The 21,351-nt window shown below is 62.6% G+C and carries 19 protein-coding genes; 7 read left to right on the forward strand and 12 right to left on the reverse strand.

Annotated elements, in window-relative coordinates:
• Positions 1-74: 74 nt before the first annotated feature.
• The gene (locus ACLH0H_RS02185) at positions 75-659 is read right to left on the reverse strand and encodes an ACP phosphodiesterase (protein ID WP_411380798.1); all 585 of its coding nucleotides are present in this window, start codon (positions 657-659) and stop codon (positions 75-77) included.
• 154 nt (positions 660-813) lie between these two features.
• Here ACLH0H_RS02185 and ACLH0H_RS02190 point away from each other — a divergent pair, with 154 nt between their 5' ends.
• The 3 genes from ACLH0H_RS02190 to ACLH0H_RS02200 are packed head-to-tail and all read left to right on the forward strand — an operon-like array spanning position 814 to position 3,403.
• Positions 814-1,140: an ArsR/SmtB family transcription factor gene (locus ACLH0H_RS02190; protein WP_411380799.1), complete on the forward strand. Its 327-nt coding sequence runs from the start codon at positions 814-816 to the stop codon at positions 1,138-1,140.
• Between the two features lie 15 nt (positions 1,141-1,155).
• Positions 1,156-2,322 (forward strand): MFS transporter, encoded by a 1,167-nt coding sequence (locus tag ACLH0H_RS02195; protein ID WP_186694672.1) that lies wholly within the window; start codon positions 1,156-1,158, stop codon positions 2,320-2,322.
• A 25-nt stretch (positions 2,323-2,347) separates the two neighbouring features.
• Positions 2,348-3,403 (forward strand): alkene reductase, encoded by a 1,056-nt coding sequence (locus ACLH0H_RS02200; RefSeq protein WP_411380800.1) that lies wholly within the window; start codon positions 2,348-2,350, stop codon positions 3,401-3,403.
• A 360-nt stretch (positions 3,404-3,763) separates the two neighbouring features.
• On the opposite strand, the gene ACLH0H_RS02205 is transcribed toward ACLH0H_RS02200, so the two are convergent.
• Positions 3,764-4,396: a TetR family transcriptional regulator gene (locus ACLH0H_RS02205; protein ID WP_411380801.1), complete on the reverse strand. Its 633-nt coding sequence runs from the start codon at positions 4,394-4,396 to the stop codon at positions 3,764-3,766.
• Positions 4,397-4,682: 286 nt separating this feature from the next.
• Between ACLH0H_RS02205 and ACLH0H_RS02210 the strand changes: the two genes are divergently transcribed.
• From ACLH0H_RS02210 to ACLH0H_RS02225, 4 genes are all read left to right on the forward strand, one after another.
• Complete coding sequence (locus ACLH0H_RS02210; protein WP_411380802.1) at positions 4,683-5,828, forward strand: efflux RND transporter periplasmic adaptor subunit; 1,146 nt, start codon at positions 4,683-4,685, stop codon at positions 5,826-5,828.
• Between the two features lie 3 nt (positions 5,829-5,831).
• Positions 5,832-8,993, forward strand: coding sequence for an efflux RND transporter permease subunit (locus tag ACLH0H_RS02215; protein WP_411380803.1), 3,162 nt, complete (start codon positions 5,832-5,834; stop codon positions 8,991-8,993).
• The gene (gene adeC, locus ACLH0H_RS02220) at positions 8,990-10,447 is read left to right on the forward strand and encodes an AdeC/AdeK/OprM family multidrug efflux complex outer membrane factor (protein WP_411380804.1); all 1,458 of its coding nucleotides are present in this window, start codon (positions 8,990-8,992) and stop codon (positions 10,445-10,447) included. Before ACLH0H_RS02215 ends, adeC begins: the two co-directional genes overlap by 4 nt.
• A gap of 213 nt (positions 10,448-10,660) precedes the next feature.
• Positions 10,661-11,560 carry a polysaccharide deacetylase family protein gene (locus ACLH0H_RS02225; protein ID WP_411380805.1) on the forward strand — a complete coding sequence of 300 codons (900 nt, stop codon included), beginning with the start codon at positions 10,661-10,663 and terminating at the stop codon, positions 11,558-11,560.
• A 48-nt stretch (positions 11,561-11,608) separates the two neighbouring features.
• Here ACLH0H_RS02225 and pcaC read toward each other — a convergent pair whose 3' ends face one another.
• The 10 genes from pcaC to ACLH0H_RS02275 all read right to left on the reverse strand — a co-directional run bounded on the left by pcaC (position 11,609) and on the right by ACLH0H_RS02275 (position 21,249).
• Positions 11,609-12,007, reverse strand: coding sequence for a 4-carboxymuconolactone decarboxylase (gene pcaC / locus ACLH0H_RS02230; RefSeq protein WP_411380806.1), 399 nt, complete (start codon positions 12,005-12,007; stop codon positions 11,609-11,611).
• A 10-nt stretch (positions 12,008-12,017) separates the two neighbouring features.
• On the reverse strand, positions 12,018-12,809 hold the full coding sequence (gene pcaD / locus ACLH0H_RS02235; RefSeq protein ID WP_411380807.1) for a 3-oxoadipate enol-lactonase: 792 nt from the start codon (positions 12,807-12,809) through the stop codon (positions 12,018-12,020).
• Positions 12,810-12,819: 10 nt separating this feature from the next.
• Entirely contained in the window at positions 12,820-14,175 is a 1,356-nt protein-coding gene (locus ACLH0H_RS02240; protein ID WP_411380808.1) for a 3-carboxy-cis,cis-muconate cycloisomerase, read from the reverse strand.
• A gap of 10 nt (positions 14,176-14,185) precedes the next feature.
• Positions 14,186-15,481 (reverse strand): MFS family transporter, encoded by a 1,296-nt coding sequence (locus ACLH0H_RS02245; RefSeq protein ID WP_411380809.1) that lies wholly within the window; start codon positions 15,479-15,481, stop codon positions 14,186-14,188.
• 117 nt (positions 15,482-15,598) lie between these two features.
• Positions 15,599-16,165, reverse strand: coding sequence for a protocatechuate 3,4-dioxygenase subunit alpha (pcaG, locus tag ACLH0H_RS02250; RefSeq protein ID WP_411380810.1), 567 nt, complete (start codon positions 16,163-16,165; stop codon positions 15,599-15,601).
• Position 16,166: 1 nt separating this feature from the next.
• A complete protein-coding gene (pcaH, locus tag ACLH0H_RS02255; protein WP_411380811.1) occupies positions 16,167-16,871 on the reverse strand; it encodes a protocatechuate 3,4-dioxygenase subunit beta in 705 nt (234 codons plus the stop codon).
• Between the two features lie 23 nt (positions 16,872-16,894).
• The gene (pcaF, locus tag ACLH0H_RS02260; RefSeq protein ID WP_411382488.1) at positions 16,895-18,097 is read right to left on the reverse strand and encodes a 3-oxoadipyl-CoA thiolase; all 1,203 of its coding nucleotides are present in this window, start codon (positions 18,095-18,097) and stop codon (positions 16,895-16,897) included.
• Positions 18,094-18,873, reverse strand: coding sequence for a CoA-transferase subunit beta (locus tag ACLH0H_RS02265; RefSeq protein ID WP_076950105.1), 780 nt, complete (start codon positions 18,871-18,873; stop codon positions 18,094-18,096). The genes pcaF and ACLH0H_RS02265 overlap by 4 nt, the downstream gene beginning before the upstream one ends.
• Positions 18,873-19,730 (reverse strand): CoA transferase subunit A, encoded by an 858-nt coding sequence (locus ACLH0H_RS02270; RefSeq protein WP_411380812.1) that lies wholly within the window; start codon positions 19,728-19,730, stop codon positions 18,873-18,875. The genes ACLH0H_RS02265 and ACLH0H_RS02270 overlap by 1 nt, the downstream gene beginning before the upstream one ends.
• A gap of 178 nt (positions 19,731-19,908) precedes the next feature.
• The gene (locus tag ACLH0H_RS02275) at positions 19,909-21,249 is read right to left on the reverse strand and encodes an MFS transporter (RefSeq protein WP_411380813.1); all 1,341 of its coding nucleotides are present in this window, start codon (positions 21,247-21,249) and stop codon (positions 19,909-19,911) included.
• Positions 21,250-21,351 lie beyond the last annotated feature (102 nt).

The following is a 21,351-nucleotide window of genomic DNA, read 5'->3' on the forward strand; positions in this document are numbered from 1 at the left end:
TGTCAGTCAAAGATATTCCACCTGAACCACCGCATTCGCGAGCAAGTCGAATCGTCGCACCGCCGCTCCCACATTTAGATCTCAGCAGTCAGTTGGATTTGTGCAAACGCCTGCAGCTCTGGGTAGAACGCTCTGAAGTCTTGGCTCAGCGGCTCATAGAGCATCCGCAATTCCTGCATCGCAAACCCCAGCTCCTCCGGCTGCGTCAGCCGCCGCGAAATCCCGCGCAACACCTGCTCCATCACCGCAAAATCGCGATAAGACCCCAGCCAATCATCCGCCGCCATATACGGCGCAATCTGCGCCAGCCGCCCAGGCAATTGCGGCTCGGCCGCCAGCACGCGGTACACCTGGGCAGTGAAGCGCTCCAATGGCTGATCGGCATACTCTGCCCAGTCCCGCGCCAGGCAGTGGTCGAAAAACACATCGAGGACGATCCCGGCATAGCGCCTGCGGGTCAGGCTGAAGCGTGACAACGCCTCCCCGACCAACGGGTGGCTGTCGGTGAAGCGGTCGATCGAGCGGTGCAGTTGGATGGCCGCTTCGATTGGCGGGCTGAATTGGCCCTGCAGGCGGCCTTTGACGAAATCGCCATACAGGCTGCCCAGCAGTTGCGCAGGAAGGTGACCGCCCAGGTGCAGATGTGCGAGATAATTCATGGCGCGCAGTCTAGCACTGCCGACAACGTATCGTTATAACCCGATATACCGATTCAGTCTGATTCCAGACCAAAATCATATTTGTATATCGGGATATACCGATTTAAAGTTCGCCTCATCGCGATATAACGCTGTACGACACCGAGCACCTGCCATGTCCATCGACCTCGACGAAATAATAAAAGCCCTGGCGCACCCAGTACGACGAGACATCCTCACCTGGCTCAAAGACCCGAAAGTGCAGTTTCCCGAGCAACTGCACAACCACGAACACGGCATCTGTGCCGGGCAGATCGACCAGCGCTGCGGCTTGTCCCAGTCGACCGTGTCGGCCCACCTGGCCACCTTGCAACGGGCGGGATTGATCAGCAGCCAGAAGGCCGGGCAGTGGCACTTTTTCAAACGCAACGAGGCGACCATCCAGGCCTTCCTCGCTGCGCTCATCACTGAACTCGGCGCTGACGACACCGCGGCGCTGTAAGCTAAGGAAACGATAATGCCCCTCTCGCTGCTCATACTGGCCCTCAGCGCCTTCGCCATCGGCACCACCGAATTCGTCATCATGGGCTTGCTGCCCGATGTGGCGGCGGACCTGGGCGTGTCGATTCCCGGCGCCGGCTGGCTGGTGACCGGCTACGCCCTGGGCGTGGCCATCGGCGCACCCTTCATGGCGCTGGCCACCGCCAGGCTGCCGCGCAAGGCGGCCCTGGTAGCGTTGATGGGAATCTTCATTGTCGGCAACCTGCTGTGCGCCCTGGCCAGTGACTACAACGTGCTGATGTTCGCACGTGTCGTCACCGCGCTGTGCCACGGTGCTTTCTTTGGTATCGGTTCAGTCGTAGCGGCCAACCTGGTGCCGGCCAACAAACGTGCGTCGGCCGTGGCCCTGATGTTCACCGGCCTGACCCTGGCCAACGTGCTCGGCGTTCCGCTGGGTACCGCACTGGGCCAGGAAGCCGGCTGGCGCTCGACCTTCTGGGCGGTGACGGTGATTGGCGTGATCGCCTTGATCGGCCTGATCCGCTTCCTGCCGGCCAAGCGTGATGAAGAAAAACTCGACATGCGCGCCGAACTCGCCGCCCTCAAGGGCGCGGGCATCTGGCTGTCGCTGAGCATGACCGCGCTGTTCGCCGCGTCTATGTTCACCCTTTTTACCTATGTTGCGCCGCTGCTGGGCGATGTCACCGGCGTGTCGCCCAAGGGCGTGACCTGGACGCTGCTGCTGATCGGCCTGGGCCTCACCGTGGGCAACATCATTGGCGGCAAGCTGGCGGACAAACGCCTGGCCGCCACTCTGATCGGCGTGTTCATCAGCATGGCGGTGGTGTCCACGGCGTTGAGCTGGACCAGCATCGCCGTGATCCCCACCGAAATCACCCTGTTCCTATGGGCCACCGCTTCGTTCGCCGCCGTGCCTGCGCTGCAGATCAACGTGGTGACCTTCGGCAAGGCCGCGCCGAACCTGGTGTCGACCCTCAACATCGGCGCCTTCAACATCGGCAACGCCCTCGGCGCCTGGGTCGGCGGCAGTGTGATTGCCCACGGTTTCGGCCTGACCAGCGTGCCGTTGGCCGCGGCGGCCCTGGCGATCCTGGCGCTGGTGGTGACCTTGATTACCTTCCGTCAGGGCGGCAATGCCGACCTGGCCCCTGTGACTAACTGATCAAACTCAAAGAAAGGTGCATCCCATGACGACTATTTTCGATCCGATCACACTGGGCGACCTGGAACTGTCGAACCGCATCATCATGGCGCCGCTGACCCGCTGCCGTGCCGACGCCGGCCGCATACCCAATGCGCTGATGGCCGAGTACTACGTGCAACGCGCATCCGCGGGGCTGATCCTCAGCGAAGCCACCTCGGTCACGCCAATGGGCGTGGGCTACCCCGATACGCCAGGCATCTGGTCCAACGACCAGGTACGCGGCTGGGCCAACATCACCAAGGCGGTACATGGCGCGGGCGGCAAGATCTTCCTGCAACTGTGGCATGTGGGCCGCATCTCGCATGAGTCCTACCTGAACGGCGAAACCCCGGTGGCTCCGAGTGCGATCCAGCCCAAAGGCCACGTCAGCCTGGTTCGCCCACTGGCTGACTACCCGACCCCACGCGCCCTGGAAACCGCTGAAATCGCCGACATCGTCGACGCCTACCGCACCGGCGCCGAGAACGCCAAGGCCGCCGGTTTCGATGGCGTGGAAATCCACGGCGCCAACGGCTACCTGCTCGACCAGTTCCTGCAGAGCAGCACCAACCAGCGCACCGACCAATACGGCGGTTCCCTGGAAAACCGTGCGCGCCTGCTGTTGGAAGTCACCGACGCCGCCATCGAAGTCTGGGGCGCCGGCCGCGTGGGCGTGCACCTGGCACCACGCGCTGACGCCCACGACATGGGCGATGACAATCTGGCCGAAACCTTCACCTACGTCGCCCGCGAACTGGGCAAGCGCGGCATTGCATTTATCTGCTCGCGTGAAAAGGAAGGTGCAGACAGCCTTGGCCCACAACTGAAGAAGGCTTTCGGTGGCGTGTACATCGCCAACGAACGCTTCACCAAGGACAGCGCCAATGCCTGGCTGGCCGAAGGCAAAGCGGATGCAGTGGCCTGGGGCGTGCCGTTCATCGCCAACCCGGACCTGCCGGCGCGCTTGAAGGCGGGTGCGCCGTTGAACGAAGCGCATCCGGAGACTTTCTACGCCAAGGGCCCGGTGGGGTATATCGACTACCCAACGCTGGCGCTGTAATCGCCTGAAACGCAAAAGCCCCGGCTGGCAACAACCGGGGCTTTTTTCACATCTACCTGGCATCCACTGCCTACCCCATGTGGGAGCGGGCTTGCTCGCGAAAGCGGTGGCTCAGTCACATTTTCAGTAATTGACACGCCGCCATCGCGGGCAAGCCCGCTCCCACATGTGAATACGCGCTGTTCTTAAGTAACAGGACTTCACAGAACGGCAACAAAATCGCTACAAAATACTTAGGCGGCTACCTACCAACCGCCCGCCAGCCCGTATATAAAGTCACCCCACCTATCAGGCAGAAGGACGATTGACTGTCCTTGGGCTTTACTGTTGACACAACCTGATGCAATTACGCATTTTGTCTCAATTGCGCAGGCTGGGGCTCCAGCGCAGCATGTCCAGCCCTGCGTCCACCCAGCGTTCGGCATCCTGATGCAGTTGGAAACTGTCGGGCACCAACAGCCACTGGCCGATCAGCCCGTTGATGTAGGCGTGAATGCACACCGCGCCACGGGTGGTATCGAAATTTTCCGGAAGCTGCCCGCGATGGACTGCGTTACGCAAGGTGAGGCCGATGCGCAGGTTGCATTCCAGGGTGTGGGTCTGGCGCTGGCGGCGCATGTCACACATTTCATCGGTGAATTCGCACTTATGAAACAGGATCTCGTTGATGCGCCGGGTTTTCGGGTCCAGGGCCACTTGATGGAACAAATGAATCAACAATTTGCGCATGCAGCCCAGCGGATCGAGCTCATCCTCGCTCTCACTTGCCCTGGCGAGCTCGTCCAGCGGCTCATGCAGCGTGTCGAGCAGCGCCTGCAGCAGGTCGGATTTATTGCTGAAGTGCCAATAGATGGCGCCCCGCGTCACACCCGCCAGCGCGGCGATGTCCGCCAGCGTCGTGCGCGCAACGCCGCGCGCATAGAAGGCTTGCTCGGCGGCATCGAGAATCTGGTTGCGCGTTTCCTGAGCTTCCTCTTTGGTACGACGAACCATGGCAGTAAAACCTCAATCAGGGCACTTGAGACAATCGTTAACGCAGCATTAATGCCCGGTCACGATCATCTGAATATTTGTGGGACGACACCGTCATGGGTGCCGAACGCAATGGAATCGAGGCGTTGCGCGTTGCTTTGTCAACATTGCGCGAAGCCTGTCAAGAGTTTACAAACAACCATGAACGTAAGTATATTGCGTAGCAAGCTACTTATCTACTCGCCGTTTATTTTTTACCCTTCCACACTTCTTGTGCGCACCCTGCGCGCCTGACCCGAGGATCTTCATGCAACTTAAGCCAGCTGTTACCGCTCTGGTCACTGCCGTCGCCCTGGCATCGCTGCTCAGCGGATGTAAAAAGGAAGAAGCGGCTCCGCCCGCTCAAGCCCCTCAGGTCGGCGTGGTCACCCTTCAACCGCAAGCCTTTACCCTGACGACCGAGCTGCCGGGCCGCACCACTGCCTACCGCATCGCGGAAGTTCGCCCGCAGGTCAACGGCATCATTCTCAAGCGCCTGTTCAAGGAAGGCGCAGACGTGAAGGAAGGGCAACAGCTCTACCAGATCGACCCGTCGGTGTACGAAGCCACGCTGAAAAGCGCGCAAGCCACCCTGACCCAGACCAAATCCATCACCGACCGCTACAAGCAGCTGGTCGATGAGCAAGCCGTGAGCCGTCAGGAATACGACACCGCTGTGGCCAACCGCATGACGGCGGAAGCCAACGTTCAAACCGCCCAGATCAACGTGCGGTACACCAAGGTGTACGCGCCGATTTCCGGGCGTATCGGCCGTTCTTCGGTCACCGAAGGCGCGCTGGTCAGCAACGGCCAGGCCGACTCCATGGCTGTGATCCAGCAACTGGACCCGATCTACGTCGACGTCACGCAGTCCTCGGCTGAAATGCTGAAACTGCGCCGCGACCTGGAAAGCGGCCAATTGGAGAAAGCCGGCGCGAACGCCGCCAAGGTCAAGCTGACGCTGGAAGACGGCAGCGAGTACGGCCAGGACGGCAAGCTGGAGTTCTCCGAAGTGTCTGTCGACCAGACCACCGGCTCCGTGACCCTGCGCGCCGTGTTCCCCAACCCCGATCACACCCTGCTGCCGGGCATGTTCGTGCATGCCCAGCTGCAAGCCGGCGTGAACAGCAAGGCGATCCTGGCACCGCAGCAAGGCGTGACACGCGACCTGAAAGGCACCCCGACGGCGCTGATCGTGAATGCCGACAACAAGGTCGAGCAGCGTGAGCTGGTGGCCAACCGTACTTACGGCGCTTACTGGCTGGTGGAAAAGGGCTTGAACGCCGGTGACCGTGTGATCACCGAAGGCTTGCAATACGTCAAGCCGGGCGCCGAGGTCAAGGTCAAGGAGGCTGACAACGCCAAGCCCGCCGGTTCCGCTGCTCCTGCCGCCGCTGCCGGCAAAGGGGAGTAATCCATGTCGAAATTTTTTATCGACCGTCCCATTTTCGCCTGGGTGATTGCCCTGGTGATCATGCTGGTCGGGGCACTGTCGATCCTGAAGTTGCCCATCAACCAATACCCGGCCATCGCGCCAACCGCCATCGACATCCAGGTGGCCTATCCAGGCGCTTCCGCACAAACCGTGCAGGACACCGTGGTGCAGGTGATCGAGCAACAGCTCAACGGTATCGACAACCTGCGTTATGTTTCCTCGGACAGTAACTCCGACGGCAGCATGACCATCACCGTGACGTTCAACCAGGGTACCAACCCGGACATCGCGCAGGTTCAGGTACAGAACAAGCTGAACCTGGCCACCCCCTTGCTGCCTCAGGAAGTGCAGCAGCAGGGTATCCGCGTCACCAAGTCAGTGAAGAACTTCCTGATGGTGATCGGTCTGGTGTCCGAAGACGGCAGCATGACCAAGGACGACCTGTCCAACTACATCGTGTCCAACATCCAGGACCCGATTTCGCGGACCGCAGGCGTGGGTGACTTCCAGGTGTTCGGTTCGCAGTACGCGATGCGCATCTGGCTCGACCCGGCCAAGCTGAACAACTACCAGCTCACGCCGGTGGACGTCAGCGCCGCGATCCAGGCGCAGAACGTGCAAGTAGCCACTGGCCAGTTGGGCGGCTTGCCCGCCCTGCCCGGCACCCAGCTGAACGCTACCATCATCGGCAAGACTCGCCTGCAAACCGCAGAGCAGTTCGGCAACATCCTGATGAAGGTCAACACCGACGGTTCCCAGGTTCGCCTCAAGGACGTCGCGCGTATCGAACTGGGCGGCCAGACCTACAGCATCAGCGCGCAGTTCAACGGCAACCCGGCTTCGGGAATGGCGATCAAGCTGGCTGCCGGCGCCAACGCACTGGACACGGCCAAGGCCATCCGCGAAACGGTGAAATCCCTTGAGCCGTTCTTCCCGCCTGGCATGAAGGCGGTGGTGCCGTATGACACCACCCCCGTGGTGACCGAATCGATCTCCGGTGTGGTTCACACCCTGGTCGAGGCGATCGTGCTGGTGTTCCTGGTGATGTTCCTGTTCCTGCAGAACTTCCGCGCCACCATCATCACCACCATGACGGTGCCGGTGGTATTGCTGGGTACCTTCGGGATCCTGGCCGCGTTCGGCTTTACCATCAACACCCTGACCATGTTCGGCATGATCCTGGCCATCGGCCTGCTGGTGGACGACGCCATCGTGGTGGTGGAAAACGTCGAGCGGGTGATGGCCGAGGAACACCTGTCGCCCAAGGAGGCGACGGTCAAGTCCATGGGCCAGATCCAGGGTGCCCTGGTGGGTATTGCGCTGGTGCTGTCGGCGGTACTGCTGCCAATGGCGTTCTTCGGCGGTTCCACCGGAGTGATCTACAAACAGTTCTCCATCACCATCGTTTCGGCCATGGCATTGTCGGTACTGGTTGCGCTGATCTTCACCCCGGCGCTGTGCGCCACCATGCTCAAGCCGATTGACCCGGAAAAGCACGGCCAACCCAAGCGCGGCTTCTTCGGCTGGTTCAACCGCACCTTCGACCGTGGCGTACTGAGCTACGAGCGCGGCGTGGGCAACATGATCAAGCACAAGATCCCGGCGTTCCTGGTGTACTTGCTGATTTTCGCCGGCATGATCTGGCTGTTCATGCGCATCCCCGCCGCGTTCCTGCCCGATGAAGACCAGGGCGTGATCTTCGCCCAGGTGCAGACACCGGTCGGTTCGACCGCCGAGCGCACGCAAAAAGTCATCGACGACATGCGTATCTACCTGCTCAACGACAAGGAAGGCGAGCCAGGCGAAGGCAAAGGCGTGAAATCGGTGTTCACCGTGAACGGCTTCAACTTCGCCGGTCGCGGCCAAAGCTCGGGCCTGGCGTTCGTGATGCTCAAGCCGTGGGATGAACGTGATGCCTCCACGTCGGTATTCGAAATCGCCAAGCGTGCCCAAGGCTACTTCATGCAGACCTTCCAGGACGCCATGGTGTTTGCCATCGTGCCGCCGTCCGTACTGGAGCTGGGTAACGCCACCGGTTTCGACGTGTTCCTGCAAGACCAGGGCGGTGTCGGCCATGAGAAGTTGATGGCGGCGCGTAACCAGTTCCTGGGCATGGCGGCCCAGAGCAAGATCCTGGCCGGCGTGCGCCCCAACGGCGTGAACGATGAGCCGCAATACGAGCTCACCGTGGACGACGAAAAGGCCAGCGCCCAAGGCATCACGCTGTCCAACATCAACCAGACCCTGGCGATTGCCCTGGGTGGCAGCTACGTCAACGACTTCATCGACCGTGGCCGCGTGAAGAAAGTCTACGTGCAAGGTGAAGCGGCCAGCCGCATGTCACCGGAAGACTTGAACAAGTGGTACGTGCGCAGCGACTCCGGGAAGATGGTGCCGTTGTCGGCCATCGCCTCGGGCAAGTGGATCTACGGCTCGCCCAAGCTCTCGCGTTATAACGGTGTGGCGGCGATGGAAATCCTCGGTACCCCGGCGCCGGGCTACAGCACCGGTGACGCAATGGCCGAAGTCGAACGTATCGCCAAGCAACTGCCGGCGGGCGTCGGCTACGCCTGGACGGGCCTGTCGTACGAAGAACGCCTCTCCGGCTCCCAGGCGCCTGCGCTGTACGCCCTGTCGCTGCTGGTGGTGTTCCTGTGCCTGGCGGCGCTGTACGAAAGCTGGTCGATCCCGATCGCGGTGGTGCTGGTCGTGCCGTTGGGCGTGGTGGGTGCGTTGATCGCCACCAGCATGCGCGGGTTGTCCAACGACGTGTTCTTCCAGGTGGGCCTGTTGGTGACGGTGGGCCTGGCGGCGAAAAACGCCATTCTGATCGTGGAGTTCGCCAAAGAGCTCCACGAACAAGGCAAGGGCATCGTCGAAGCCGCCATCGAAGCCTCGCGGATGCGTCTGCGCCCGATCATCATGACGTCCATGGCGTTCATCCTCGGCGTATTGCCGCTGGCGATCTCCTCGGGCGCGGGTTCAGGCAGCCAGCACGCCATCGGTACCGGCGTGATTGGCGGTATGATCACGGCCACTGTCCTGGCGATCTTCTGGGTACCGTTGTTCTTTGCAACCGTGTCCGCCATCGGCGACCGCAAACCGAAAGAAACCAAGCAAACTCCTAAAGAGGCTGGCCAATGAGCAAGTCGCTACTCTCCCTAGCCGTCACCGCCTTCGTGCTCAGTGGCTGCTCGCTGATACCTGACTACCAGCGCCCCGAAGCGCCGGTGGCGGCACAGTTCCCGCAGGGCCCGGCCTATTCGTCGGCCCAGGCGCCGAACCAGGCCGCTGCCGAGCAGGGCTGGAAGCAGTTTTTCCACGACCCTGCCCTGCAACAGCTGATCCAGACCGCGCTGGTGAACAACCGTGACCTGCGCGTCGCGGCCCTGAACATCGACGCGTACGCGGCGCAGTACCGCATCCAGCGTGCCGACCTGTTCCCGGCCATTTCGGCCACGGGCAGCGGCAGCCGCCAGCGGGTGCCGGCCCGTGCTTCGCAGACCGGTGAAGCCGGCATCACCAGCCAGTACTCGGCCACCCTAGGGATCAGCTCTTACGAGCTGGACCTGTTCGGCCGGGTGCGCAGCCTGAGCGAGCAAGCGCTGCAGCAGTACTTTGCGACTGAAGAAGCGCGCCGCAGCACCCAGATCAGCCTGGTGGCCAACGTGGCCAATGCCTACCTGACCTGGCAGGCCGACAAGGAACTGCTCAAGCTCACCCAGGACACCCTGGGCGCGTTCGAGCAAAGCTTCAAGCTCACCTCGCGCAGCAACGAGGTCGGCGTGGCGTCGGCCCTCGACCTGAGCCAGGCGCGCACCTCGGTGGAAAACGCCCGCGTGCAGCTGGCCCGCTATACGCGCCAGGTCGCCCAGGACGAAAACAGCCTGACCCTGCTGCTGGGCACCGGCCTGCCGGCGAATATCGCCAGCAAGCCGCTGTCGGATGACCTGCTCAGCGAAGTACCGGCCGGGTTGCCTTCGGACCTGCTGCAACGTCGTCCCGACATCATGCAGGCCGAGTACAACCTCAAGGCGGCCAACGCCAACATCGGCGCGGCCCGTGCCGCGTTCTTCCCGAGCATCAGCTTGACGGCCAACGCCGGCACCCTGAGCCCGGACCTGGGCGGCCTGTTCAAAGGCGGCTCGGGCACCTGGTCGTTCGCGCCGCAGATCAACATCCCGATCTTCAACGCCGGCAGCCTGCGCGCCAGCCTGGACTACTCCAAGATCCAGAAAGAGATCAACGTGGCGAACTACGAGAAGGCGATCCAGACCGGCTTCCAGGAAGTTTCCGACGGCCTCGCCGCGCGTGAGACCTACAAGCAGCAACTGGAGGCCCAGCGTGGCTTCGTCGCGGCCAACCAGGATTACTACCGCCTGGCCGAGCGTCGCTACCGCATCGGTGTCGACAGCAACCTGACGTTCCTCGATGCCCAGCGCCAGCTGTTCAGTGCCCAGCAGTCGCTGATCACCGACCGCCTGGCGCAACTGACCAGCGAGGTCAACCTGTACAAGGCTCTCGGCGGTGGCTGGAACGAGCAGACCGCACAGAACGAGCAGTCGAAACAGGAAGCACCGGCGCTGAAGTTGTTCTGATGCTGTTGTAAAAAGTAACGCCGTTGCAAACAAAACCGCCTCCCTCACCGGAAGCGGTTTTTTTTGCTATTTTTGACTTGCTTCTACAACGACGGGGCCTGAACAGCGCTCATTTGTCAGCCTGTAGCCTCACATCAGCCATCTTGCTGTATGGTGCGCGCCTGCCGCCGCTGACTTACTCAGCAGCGGTCTCTCTTCGAGCCTGCGCACACCATGAAGTCCTTTGCCGCCGCATCCGCCCTGCTTGCCCTGGTCTTGAGCCTTGGCGGCTGCATTGGTTCGCCCATTGCCCTGACACCACAGACAGAGCAGCGCCTGCAAGCCCAGGCGCCGATCCGTTTCCTGCTGACCTTCGATGACGGCCCCAGCGCCTCAGGCTACAACAACCCGAGCCGTTCGGTGGTGGCTGACCTGGCGCAGAACCCGGTGCTGCCGGGAATCAAGGCGGTGTTCTTCCTGCAGACCGAAGCCGCCCGCTCTGGCGGCAGTTCACGCGGGCGCAAGACCATGGAGCGTGAATACGCCGGCGGGCATATCCTGGCGTTCCACACGGCCACCGCGTTCCACACCAACCACCGCTGGCTGAACGACGTAGAACTGGAACGCTCCCTCATCCAGGGCGCCGCGGACATTGCCGCGATCACGGGCAGCCCGCCCGTGCTGGTCCGCCCGCCGTTCTGGAACTACGACCGCCGCACTTTCGCCGCCTACCGACGTCATGGCATGCAGGTGTTGTTGACCGACTTGAGCGCCAACGACGGCAAGATCTGGGGTTTCAACGCCAGCCCACGCCGCCGCGCCAACCTGTATCGGCAACTGTCGGTGGTGCGCGAGCGTATTGCCCTGGGCGAATTGCCAACCGTGGACGGAGTGATTCCGGTGGTGGTGACCTTCCACGACATCAACCGCTACACCGCAATCCATATGCAGGAGTACTTGCAGATTCTGCTGGACAGCGCCCGGATCAACGGCATGAAAACCGCCGCCGAGCCGTTCTACACCGACACCGCCGAGCTCCAGCGCGCCGCGCTGGCGCGGACGGTGAAGGATGTGACTGAAGAAGTGAACCTGCCGGGCGTGTGGAACTGGGTGTGGGATGCGGATTCGCACTGATCCCGACAGCACAATGGGGCTTGCTGTGGGAGCTGGCTGCATTTCAAGTCAGGTCTGCTGGCGCGACTCCACGCCTAGCTCATCCCACACCGATTCCGCCAAATGAAACGTCGCATTCGCCGCCGGAATCCCGCAATAAATGGCGCTTTGCATCAGCACCTCCTTGATCTCGGCACGGGTCACGCCGTTGCTGGCGGCGGCGCGCAGGTGCAGCTTGAGTTCTTCGTTGCGGTTCATGCCGATCAGCATGGCGATGGTGATCAGGCTGCGGGTGTGCCGGGGTAATCCGGGCCGGGTCCAGATATCACCCCAGGCATGGCGGGTGATCATTTCCTGGAACTCGCTGTTGAACTCGGTCAGGGCGTTGAGGCTGCGGTCGACATGGGCGTCACCCAGCACTTCGCGGCGCACGTGCAGGCCGTCGGCGTAACGTTGTTTCTCGTCCACGAAAAGCTCCTCAGCGGGCCAGCAGAAATTCCAGCACACGGTCGCTGAACGCAGCTCCGGCCTGGACGTTGGACAGGTGCGCCGCATAGAACTCGGCGTACTCGGCGCCCTTTACATGGTTCTGGATAAAGTGGCCGCCAGCCGGCGGCGTTACGGCATCTTCAGTGCCGGCAATCACCAGGGTCGGCACCTTGATCGAGGCCAGTTGGTCACGCAGGTCGGCGTCACGCACGGCCGCGCAATTGGCGGCGTAACCCTCAGGCGATGTGGCCGCGAGCATGTCAGTAATCTGCTTGGCCTGGTGCGGGTTGGCGGCTGCAAAATCAGCGGTAAACCAGCGTGCAATCGACGCGTCGCGCAGGGCCACCATTGCCGCTGCGCCATCGCGCAGGACCGTCTCGATACGCGGGTTCCACACCTCGGGCGTGCCGATCTTGGCGGCGGTGTTGCACACCACCAAGCGATGCAGGCGCTGGCCCGCGTTGATCCCCAGCCACTGGCCGATCAAGCCACCCATGGACAAGCCGCAGAAGTGCGCGCGCTCGATCCCAAGCACATCCAGCAGAGCGATCACATCGCGACCCAGTTGCTCGATGCTGTACGGCCCTGGCGTGACCAGGGATTTGCCATGGCCCCGGGTGTCCAGACGCAGCACGCGAAAGTGCCGGGTGAATGCCGGGATCTGGATGTCCCACATGTGCAGGTCGGTGCCCAACGAGTTGGAAAGCACCAGCACCGGCGCCTCCACAGGTCCGTCCAGTTGGTAATGCAGTTCGCCTTCGGCGAGTTGTACGAATGCCACGGTGGTCTCCTCAAGCAAAGTGTTCGGCTACGGCGCGGGTGACCCAGGTTTGAGCCTGGCCCAGGTAATGCGCGGGGTCGAGCAAGCGGTCCAGCTCAGCCGCCGACAGCTCGGCGGTGACCTGCGGTTCATCGGCCAATACCGCGCGCAGGTGCCGCCCCTCTGCGACGGCGCGCTTGCAGCATTGCTCCAGCAAGTGGTGCGCCGTTTCACGGCCCAGGCGCTGGGCGAGTTCGCTGCTGACGGCTTCGGCCAGCACCAGGCCCTGGGTCAGGTCGAGATTTTGCGCCATGCGCTGCGCGTCGACTTCCAAGCCTTCGCTGACCAGCACGGCCTGTTGCAACGCGCCGGAGACCAGGCGGCAAATCTGCGGCAGGGTTTCCCATTCGGCATGCCACAAACCCAGACTGCGCTCGTGTTCCTGGGGCATGGCGCTGAACATCGTCGCCACCAGGCCCGGCACCCGGGTGGCGGCGCTGATCAGCACCGCCGCGCCCACCGGGTTGCGTTTATGCGGCATGGTGGATGAGCCGCCCTTGCCCGGCGCCGACGGCTCAAACACTTCCGCCGCTTCGGTCTGCATCAGCAGGCTGATGTCACGGCCCAATTTGCCAAGGCTGCCGGCGATCAGCCCGAGCACACTGGCGAACTCCACCAGGCGATCCCGTTGGGTGTGCCAGGGTTGTTCGGGCAAGGTCAGCTGCAGCTCTTTTGCCAGCGCTTCGGCCACCGGCATGGCCTGCTCGCCGAGCGCCGCGAGGGTTCCGGATGCCCCACCGAACTGCAGCACCAGCAGGCGCGGCTTCAGTTCATTCAGACGTTGGCGACTGCGGGTTACCGCCCCCAGCCAACCGGCGATTTTCATCCCCAGGGTGACGGGCGTCGCCTGTTGCAACCAGGTCCGCCCCGCGAGTGGCACGCCAGCATAACGCTGGGCCTGCGTGGCAAGAACGCCGCCCAGGCGCGCCAGGTCCGCTTCGATCAACTCCACCGCCCGCCGCGCCTGCAACACCAGGCCGGTATCCATCACGTCCTGGCTGGTCGCGCCCAAGTGCACATAACGCTCGGCTCCCGGGTCTTGGGCGGCAATCAACTTGCCCAGCGCCTTCACCAGCGGGATCGCGGAGTTGCCCGCCGTAGCGATCGCCACGCCGAGGGCATCCACGTCGTACAACGACGCCAGGCACGCCTGGGCAATCGGTGCCACAGCGGCCTGGGGAATCAACCCGACCTGGGCTTGCGCCCGGGCCAGTGCCGCTTCAAAATCGAGCATGCCCTGCAGGCGCCCCTGGTCGCAAAATACCTGCGCCATGCTGTCGGCCGTGAAGTAAGCGTCGAACAGTTGGTTGCTCGTGCGCAGTGTCATAGCTCATCCCTTACAGATCGTGATGCAAGTACGTCGCCTGTTTCGGCAAACGCAAGCTGAACAGAAAAGCGATCGCCATCATCGCCGTGACGTACCAATAGAAGCTGTTTTCCATGCCGATGGATTTGAGGCTCAACGCGACGAACTCCGCCGAACCGCCAAAGATCGCATTGGCCACCGCATACGCCAGGCCCACACCCAGGGCACGTACCTGAGGCGGGAACATCTCCGCTTTGACCAGGCCGCTGATGGAGGTATAGAAGCTGACAATCGCCAGCGCCAGGGTGATCAGCACAAAGGCCAGGAACGGGCTGCTGACGGTTTTCAAGGTCAGCAGGATCGGCACGGTGAACAACGTGCCGAGGCCTGCAAACCACAACATCGAATTACGGCGGCCGATCTTGTCCGCCAACATGCCGAACAGCGGCTGCATGCACATGTAGAGAAACAAGGCGCCGGTCATGATGTAGCTCGAGGTCTTGGCGTGCATGCCTACGGTGTTCACCAGGTATTTCTGCATGTAGGTGGTGAAGGTGTAGAAAATCAGCGAACCGCCGGCGGTGTAGCCCAGCACGGTGATGAACGCGGCCTTGTGGTCGCGAAACAGCGCGGCGATGCTGCCGGCGTCCTTGTCTTCGCGCATTTCCTTGCTGGTGGTTTCTTTCAGGGTGCGCCGCAGCAGCAGGGAGATCACCGCGGCGACGGCGCCGATCACGAACGGAATTCGCCAGCCCCATGCCCGCAGTTCTTCTTCGGTAAGAATCTGTTGCAGGATCACCACCACCAGCACCGCCAGCAACTGCCCACCGATCAGGGTCACGTACTGGAACGAGGCGAAGAAACCGCGCTGGCCCTTGAGCGCCACCTCGCTCATGTAGGTCGCGGTGGTGCCGTACTCGCCGCCCACGGACAAGCCCTGGAACAGACGGGCTACCAGCAGCAGGATCGGTGCCCACACGCCGATGTCGTTGTAGGTCGGCAGAAAGGCGATCACCAGGGAGCCGGCGCACATCATCAGCACCGAAATCATCATGGAGTTCTTGCGACCATGCTTGTCGGCCACTCGACCGAACAGCCAGCCGCCGATGGGCCGCATCAGGAACCCGGCGGCGAACACACCGGCGGTGTTCACCAACTGGACGGTGGGGTTGTCCGAGGGGAAAAACGCCGGGGCAAAGTAGATGGCGCAGAAGGCATAGACGTAGAAGTCGAACCATTCGACCAGGTTGCCGGAGGACGCGCCGACGATGGCAAAAATCCGCTTGCTGCGTTCTTCTCCGGTGTAATGACTGGTTTTTGTTGTCATGGTTTTTACTCAGTGGGAACGGTTATAGCCTAGACATACTTTGCAACAAGCTCGTTCCGCAAGCAGACTGATCGTTGATCGTTCCCACGCTCTGCGTGGGAACGATCGCCAGCCAACTCAATAATCGAAAAATACCGTTTCTCTATCTGTTCCCTGCAAAACCACATCCCACTGATACACACCCTGCGCATCCTGGCTGGCAATCAAGGTTCCACAGCGTTCGCCCGGCACACACGCCAACAACGGGTCATCCCCATTCAGCGCTTCGCCGTCAAAATAAATCCGCGTCAGCAAATGCTTCACCAGCCCCCGCGCAAACACCAGCACCACCAGGTGCGGCGCCTGGGTCGTGCCCTTCAATCCCGGCACGGCGCCCGGCTTGATGGTGGTAAAGCGAAACCGCCCCTGCGCATCCACCGGCACCCGGCCAAACCCTTCGAAGTTCGGGTCCAGCGCTTTGTCCTGCTGATCTTCCGGGTGGTCATACTTGCCGGCGGCGTTGGCCTGCCAGACTTCCAGCATGGCGTCGTTGACGACGTCGCCGTTGCCATCCACCACCTGCCCGCTGATCGCCACGCGCTCGCCAAGGGTGGCGGCCACGGTCAAGTCTTCGCGGTTCAGCCAGGTCAGGCCAATGTGGTAATACGGCCCGACGGTGTGGGATGTGGTCGCATTGAGTGTCATCTCATTTCTCCATCGGCGTGGCGTCGCGGCCGCGCAGGACGATGTCCCAGCGGTAGCCGAGGGCATAGGAAGGAATGGTTTTTTCCAGGTCGAAACGGGCGATCAAACGTTCCTTGGCCGAGGTGTCCGGCACGCAGTTGTAGATCGGGTCGTAGGCCAGCAGCGGGTCGCCGGGGAAGTACATCTGCGTGACCAGCCGCGTCAGCACGCTCGGCCCGAACAGCGAAAAGTGGATATGCGCCGGGCGCCACGCATTGGGATGGTTGCCCCACGGATAGGCGCCGGGCTTGATGGTCTGGAACTGGTACCCACCCTCGGCGTCGGTGACGGTGCGACCGGTGCCGGTGAAGTTGGGGTCCAGCGGCGCGTCGTGCAGGTCACGCGGATGGTTGTAGCGGCCGGCGGCATTGGCCTGCCAGATTTCCACCAGGATGCCGGGAACCGGCAGGCCGTTTTCATCCAGCACACGGCCGTGAATAATGATGCGTTCGCCCTGGGGCTCACCCTCATGCTGGGCGGTCAGGTCGTTATCCGTCGCATTGATACGCTCGGCACCGATGGTCGGGCCGGTGATTTCCGACAAGGAATGCGGCAGAAACACCAAGGGCTTGGACGGCGAACGCAGGTTCGTCGACTGGTAGGCCGGGTGCAGGTAATCCGGTTGAGTGCCCGCTTGCGGGCGCCGGTATCCAGGCTTGTCACTCATGGAGCCATCCTCTCTTATTAGACTTAGACGCGTTCGATCGCCAGGGCCAAGCCCTGGCCGACACCCACGCACATGGTCGCCAGGCCTTTGCGGCCGCCGGTTTTTTCAAGCTGATGCAGGGCGGTCAGCACCAGGCGCGCGCCACTCATGCCCAGCGGGTGGCCAAGGGCAATGGCACCGCCGTTCGGGTTGACCTGCGGCGCGTCGTCGGCGATGCCCAGTTCACGCAGCACCGCCAGGCCTTGGCTGGCGAAGGCTTCGTTGAGTTCGATCACGTCAAAGTCAGTGACCGCCAGGCCAAGGCGCTCCACCAGCTTGCGTACCGCCGGCACCGGGCCGATGCCCATCACGCGCGGCGCGACAGCGGCGCTGGCCATGCCCAATACGCGGGCGCGGGCAGTCAGGCCATGCTGCTTGACGGCTTCGGCGGAGGCCAGGATCAGCGCCGCCGCGCCGTCGTTCACCCCCGAGGCATTGCCGGCGGTGACGGTTTTGTCGGGGCCGTTGACCGGCTTGAGTCTGGCGAGGGCTTCCAGGCTGGTGTCCCGTGGATGCTCATCGTGCTCCACCACGGTTTCGCCTTTTTTATGGGCCACCCGCACCGGCACGATTTCCTCGGCGAAAAAGCCCGCAGCTTGCGCGGCAGCGGTACGTTGCTGGCTGCGCAGGGCGAAGGCGTCCTGGTCGGCGCGGGAGATCGTGTAATCGTCGGCGACGTTATCGGCGGTCTGCGGCATCGCATCCACGCCGTACTGCGCCTTCATCAACGGGTTGATAAAACGCCAGCCGATGGTGGTGTCTTCCAGTTTCATGTTGCGCGAGAACGCCGCGTCAGCCTTGCCCATCACGAACGGCGCACGGGACATCGACTCGACGCCACCGGCAATCGCCAGCTCCATCTCGCCGCTGGCAATGGCGCGAAAGGCCGTGCCAATCGCGTCCATACCCGAGGCGCACAAGCGATTGAGGGTCACGCCCGGAATGCTCTCCGGCAGGCCCGCCAGCAACAGCGCCATGCGCGCCACGTTGCGGTTGTCTTCACCGGCCTGGTTGGCGCAGCCGAGGAACACTTCGTCAACCGCGTGCCAATCCACCGAGGGGTTGCGCTCGATCAGCGCTTTGATCGGCAGGGCCGCCAGGTCATCGGCGCGCACGGTGGACAGGCCACCGCCGAAACGGCCGATGGGGGTACGAATGGCATCGCAGATAAACACGTCACGCATCAGGCTTCTCCGGGCGCTTGCCCATGGGCGGCCGCGGTGCGTGCTTCAAGGTCACGCAAGGCGGTCAGCTCAACATCAGTCGGTGCGGCGGTGGTGTGGACCTGGTCGGCAAAACGAATCGCCCAACCGGTGGCGGCCGCCACTTGTTCACGGGTCACACCAGGGTGCAGCGCCGTGACCACGAATTCATGGGTGCCCTCTTCCGGCTCCATGATGCACAGGTCGGTAATAATCCCGACCGGGCCGGCACCCGGCAGGCCCAGGCGTTTGCGCGAATCGCCGCCTTCGCCATGGCCGACCGAGGTGATGAAGTCCAGCTTGTCGACAAACGAACGTGCCGACTGTTTGAGGATGATCAACACGCTCTTGGCGGAACCTGCAATCTCCGGCGCGCCACCGGCACCCGGCAGGCGCACTTTGGGCTGATGGTAATCACCGACCACGGTGGTGTTGATGTTGCCGAAGCGGTCAACCTGGGCCGCGCCGAGAAAGCCTACATCAATGCGCCCGCCCTGCAGCCAGTAGCGAAAGATCTCACCGGTGGGCACCACGGTGTCAGCGGTTTCCGCCAGTTCGCCGTCGCCGATGGACAGTGGCAGCACCGACGGCTTGGCGCCTATCGGGCCGGACTCGTAGATCAGCACTACGTCCGGCGACGAAGTCAGGCGCGCCAGGTTGGCCGCCTTGGATGGCAGGCCGATACCGACAAAGCATACGGCGCCATTCTTGAGGCGGCGCGCGGCGGCGACGGTCATCATTTCATTGGTCGAGTAAGCCATTACTTGGCCTCCTGCGCGCTGGCCAGTTTGGCCTGGAATTCAGTGAAGTCGGCGGTGCCGTGGATGTATTCATCGATCCAGGCGGTAAAGGTCCCACGGTCGCGGGCGATTGGGTCCCACGCTTGGTAGAAGCGGTTGTCGCGTTCGTTGTAGCCGTGGGCGTAGGACGGATGCGCACCACCGGGAACATGGCACACCGCAGTCAGGGCCCAGGTCGGCAACACGCAGCTGTTCATCGGCGCGTTGAGGTCATCGACGATTTCTTCGACGGTGACGATGCAGCGCTTGGCCGCCAGGGCCGCCTCTTTCTGCACCCCAAGAATGCCCCACAACAAGACGTTGCCTTTGCGGTCGGCCTTTTGTGCGTGGATCACCGTGACATCCGGGCGCACCGACGGCACCGCCGCCAGCACTTCGCCGGTGAATGGGCAGGTCACGGTCTTGATCAGCGGGTTGACCTTGGGCAGGTCGGAACCCGCGTAAGCACGCAATACGGCGAACGGCAGGCCGGAGGCACCGGCGACGTAGGCATTGGCCAGGTCGGCGTGGCTGTGCTCTTCGATTTCCAGCGGTTGTGGCCATTGCTTCTCGACCGCGTCACGCAGGCGATGCAGGGAGCCCACGCCCGGGTTGCCGCCCCAGGAGAAAATCAACTTGCGAGCGCAACCGGCACCGATCAACTGGTCGTAGACCAGGTCAGGCGTCATACGCACCAGCGTCAGGTCTTTCTTGCCCTGACGAATGATTTCATGACCCGCTGCCGTAGGGATCAGATGGGTGAAGCCTTCCAGCGCGACGGTATCGCCGTCGTTCACAAATTGATTCACCGCGTCACGCAGCGCAAGAATTTCAGCCATGGGGTTCGGACTCCCGGTGTGGATCGAAAAGGGCGCTGAGGTGGCGCCGAAGTGCTTGGAGATTAAGCCGGGGCAATGAGCCAAACAATCCGATAATCGACTGAGTGTTCGATTACCGAACCAATTGTTGTCTTGCTATCATTCAGCCGAACTCGGTCATGTGGGAGCTGCGCCCGCCTCAGGTGGCATCAGCGTGGCTGACCATGCCTTTGATGACGACTGCTGCCGTCGCCAACGCCGCCGGTATCACCAACGCCGTGAGCACCTGCTCGAAGTTCCAGCCCAAGCCCAGCAAGGTGGCGCCCATCCACGCACCGAGGATTGCGCCGAAACGGCCGATGCCGAGCATCCACGACACGCCAGTGGCGCGACCCTGGGTCGGGTAGAAGCGTGCAGCCAGGGACGGCATGGCCGATTGCGCGCCGTTGACGCACATCCCGGCGATCAGCACCAAGGTTGCGAGCACCGTAATATTGCCCAGGCTCTGCCCCACCGCGTAGGCAAACACCCCGGCCAGCAGGTAGAAAGTGCCGATGACTTTGTGGGGATTGAACCGATCCATCGCCCAGCCCACCCCCACCGCGCTCAAAACGCCGCCAAACTGAAACAGCGCGCCGATAAACGCGGCCTGTTCCATGCTGGCACCGCTGTCGCGCATCAGCGTTGGCAGCCAACTGGTGAGCAGGTACACAATCACCAGGCCCATGAAGTAAGTGAGCCACAGCAACAAGGTGCCGGCGCTGTAGGTACCGGAGAAGATCACCGCGAACACATTGCGGGCCTTGACGGTTTTTTGCTCGGGCACGCTGAAGCCGGTGGCCTGGGCGACGATGGACGGTTCGATGGGTGACAAGGCCTTGCGCACCCGGTCGGTACCCCGATTGCGCACCACCAGGTAACGCGCCGATTCCGGCAGCCACACCAGCAGTACCAGCGCCAGGATCAACGGCAGGATGCCGCCGATCAGCAGCAGGCTGTGCCAGCCGAACGCCGGGATCAGCTTGGCGGAAATAAACCCGCCGCCGGCCATGCCCAGGTTGAAGCCGCAGAACATACTGGTCACCAGCAACGACTTGTGGCGTTCGGGGGTGTATTCGGACAGCAGCGTCGTCGCGTTCGGCATCCCGGCCCCCAGGCCCAGCCCGGTCAGGAAGCGCAGTACCAGCAACTGGTCGACATTGCTGCTGTAGGCGGACGCCAGGCTGAACGCGCCAAACACCAGCACCGCGCCCACCAGCACCCCTTTGCGCCCGAAGCGATCCGCCAGCGGGCCGGAGCCCAGTGCGCCGAAGACCATGCCGATCAACGCGGCGCTCATCACCGGGCCAAGGCTGGCGCGGTCGATGCCCCAGTCCTGGGACAGCGCCGGCGCGATGAAGCCCATGGCGGCAGTGTCGAGGCCATCGAGGAACACAATCAGGAAACACAGGATCACCACGCGCCACTGGTAACGTGACAATGGCTGGGCGTTGATGAAGGACTGGACGTCCAACGGGGTACCGACAGAGGGCTGAGTCATTATTTTTATTTCCACACCGATGGCGGGCTGACGGCCTGGGGTCGTCGTTTATTATTGGCGGCGCTCACAGCGCTGCCGCACCTTAATAAGCCGGGGGAAACA

The sequence above is a fragment of the Pseudomonas sp. MPB26 genome, from assembly GCF_046605355.1.
Lineage (GTDB): Bacteria > Pseudomonadota > Gammaproteobacteria > Pseudomonadales > Pseudomonadaceae > Aquipseudomonas > Aquipseudomonas cedrina.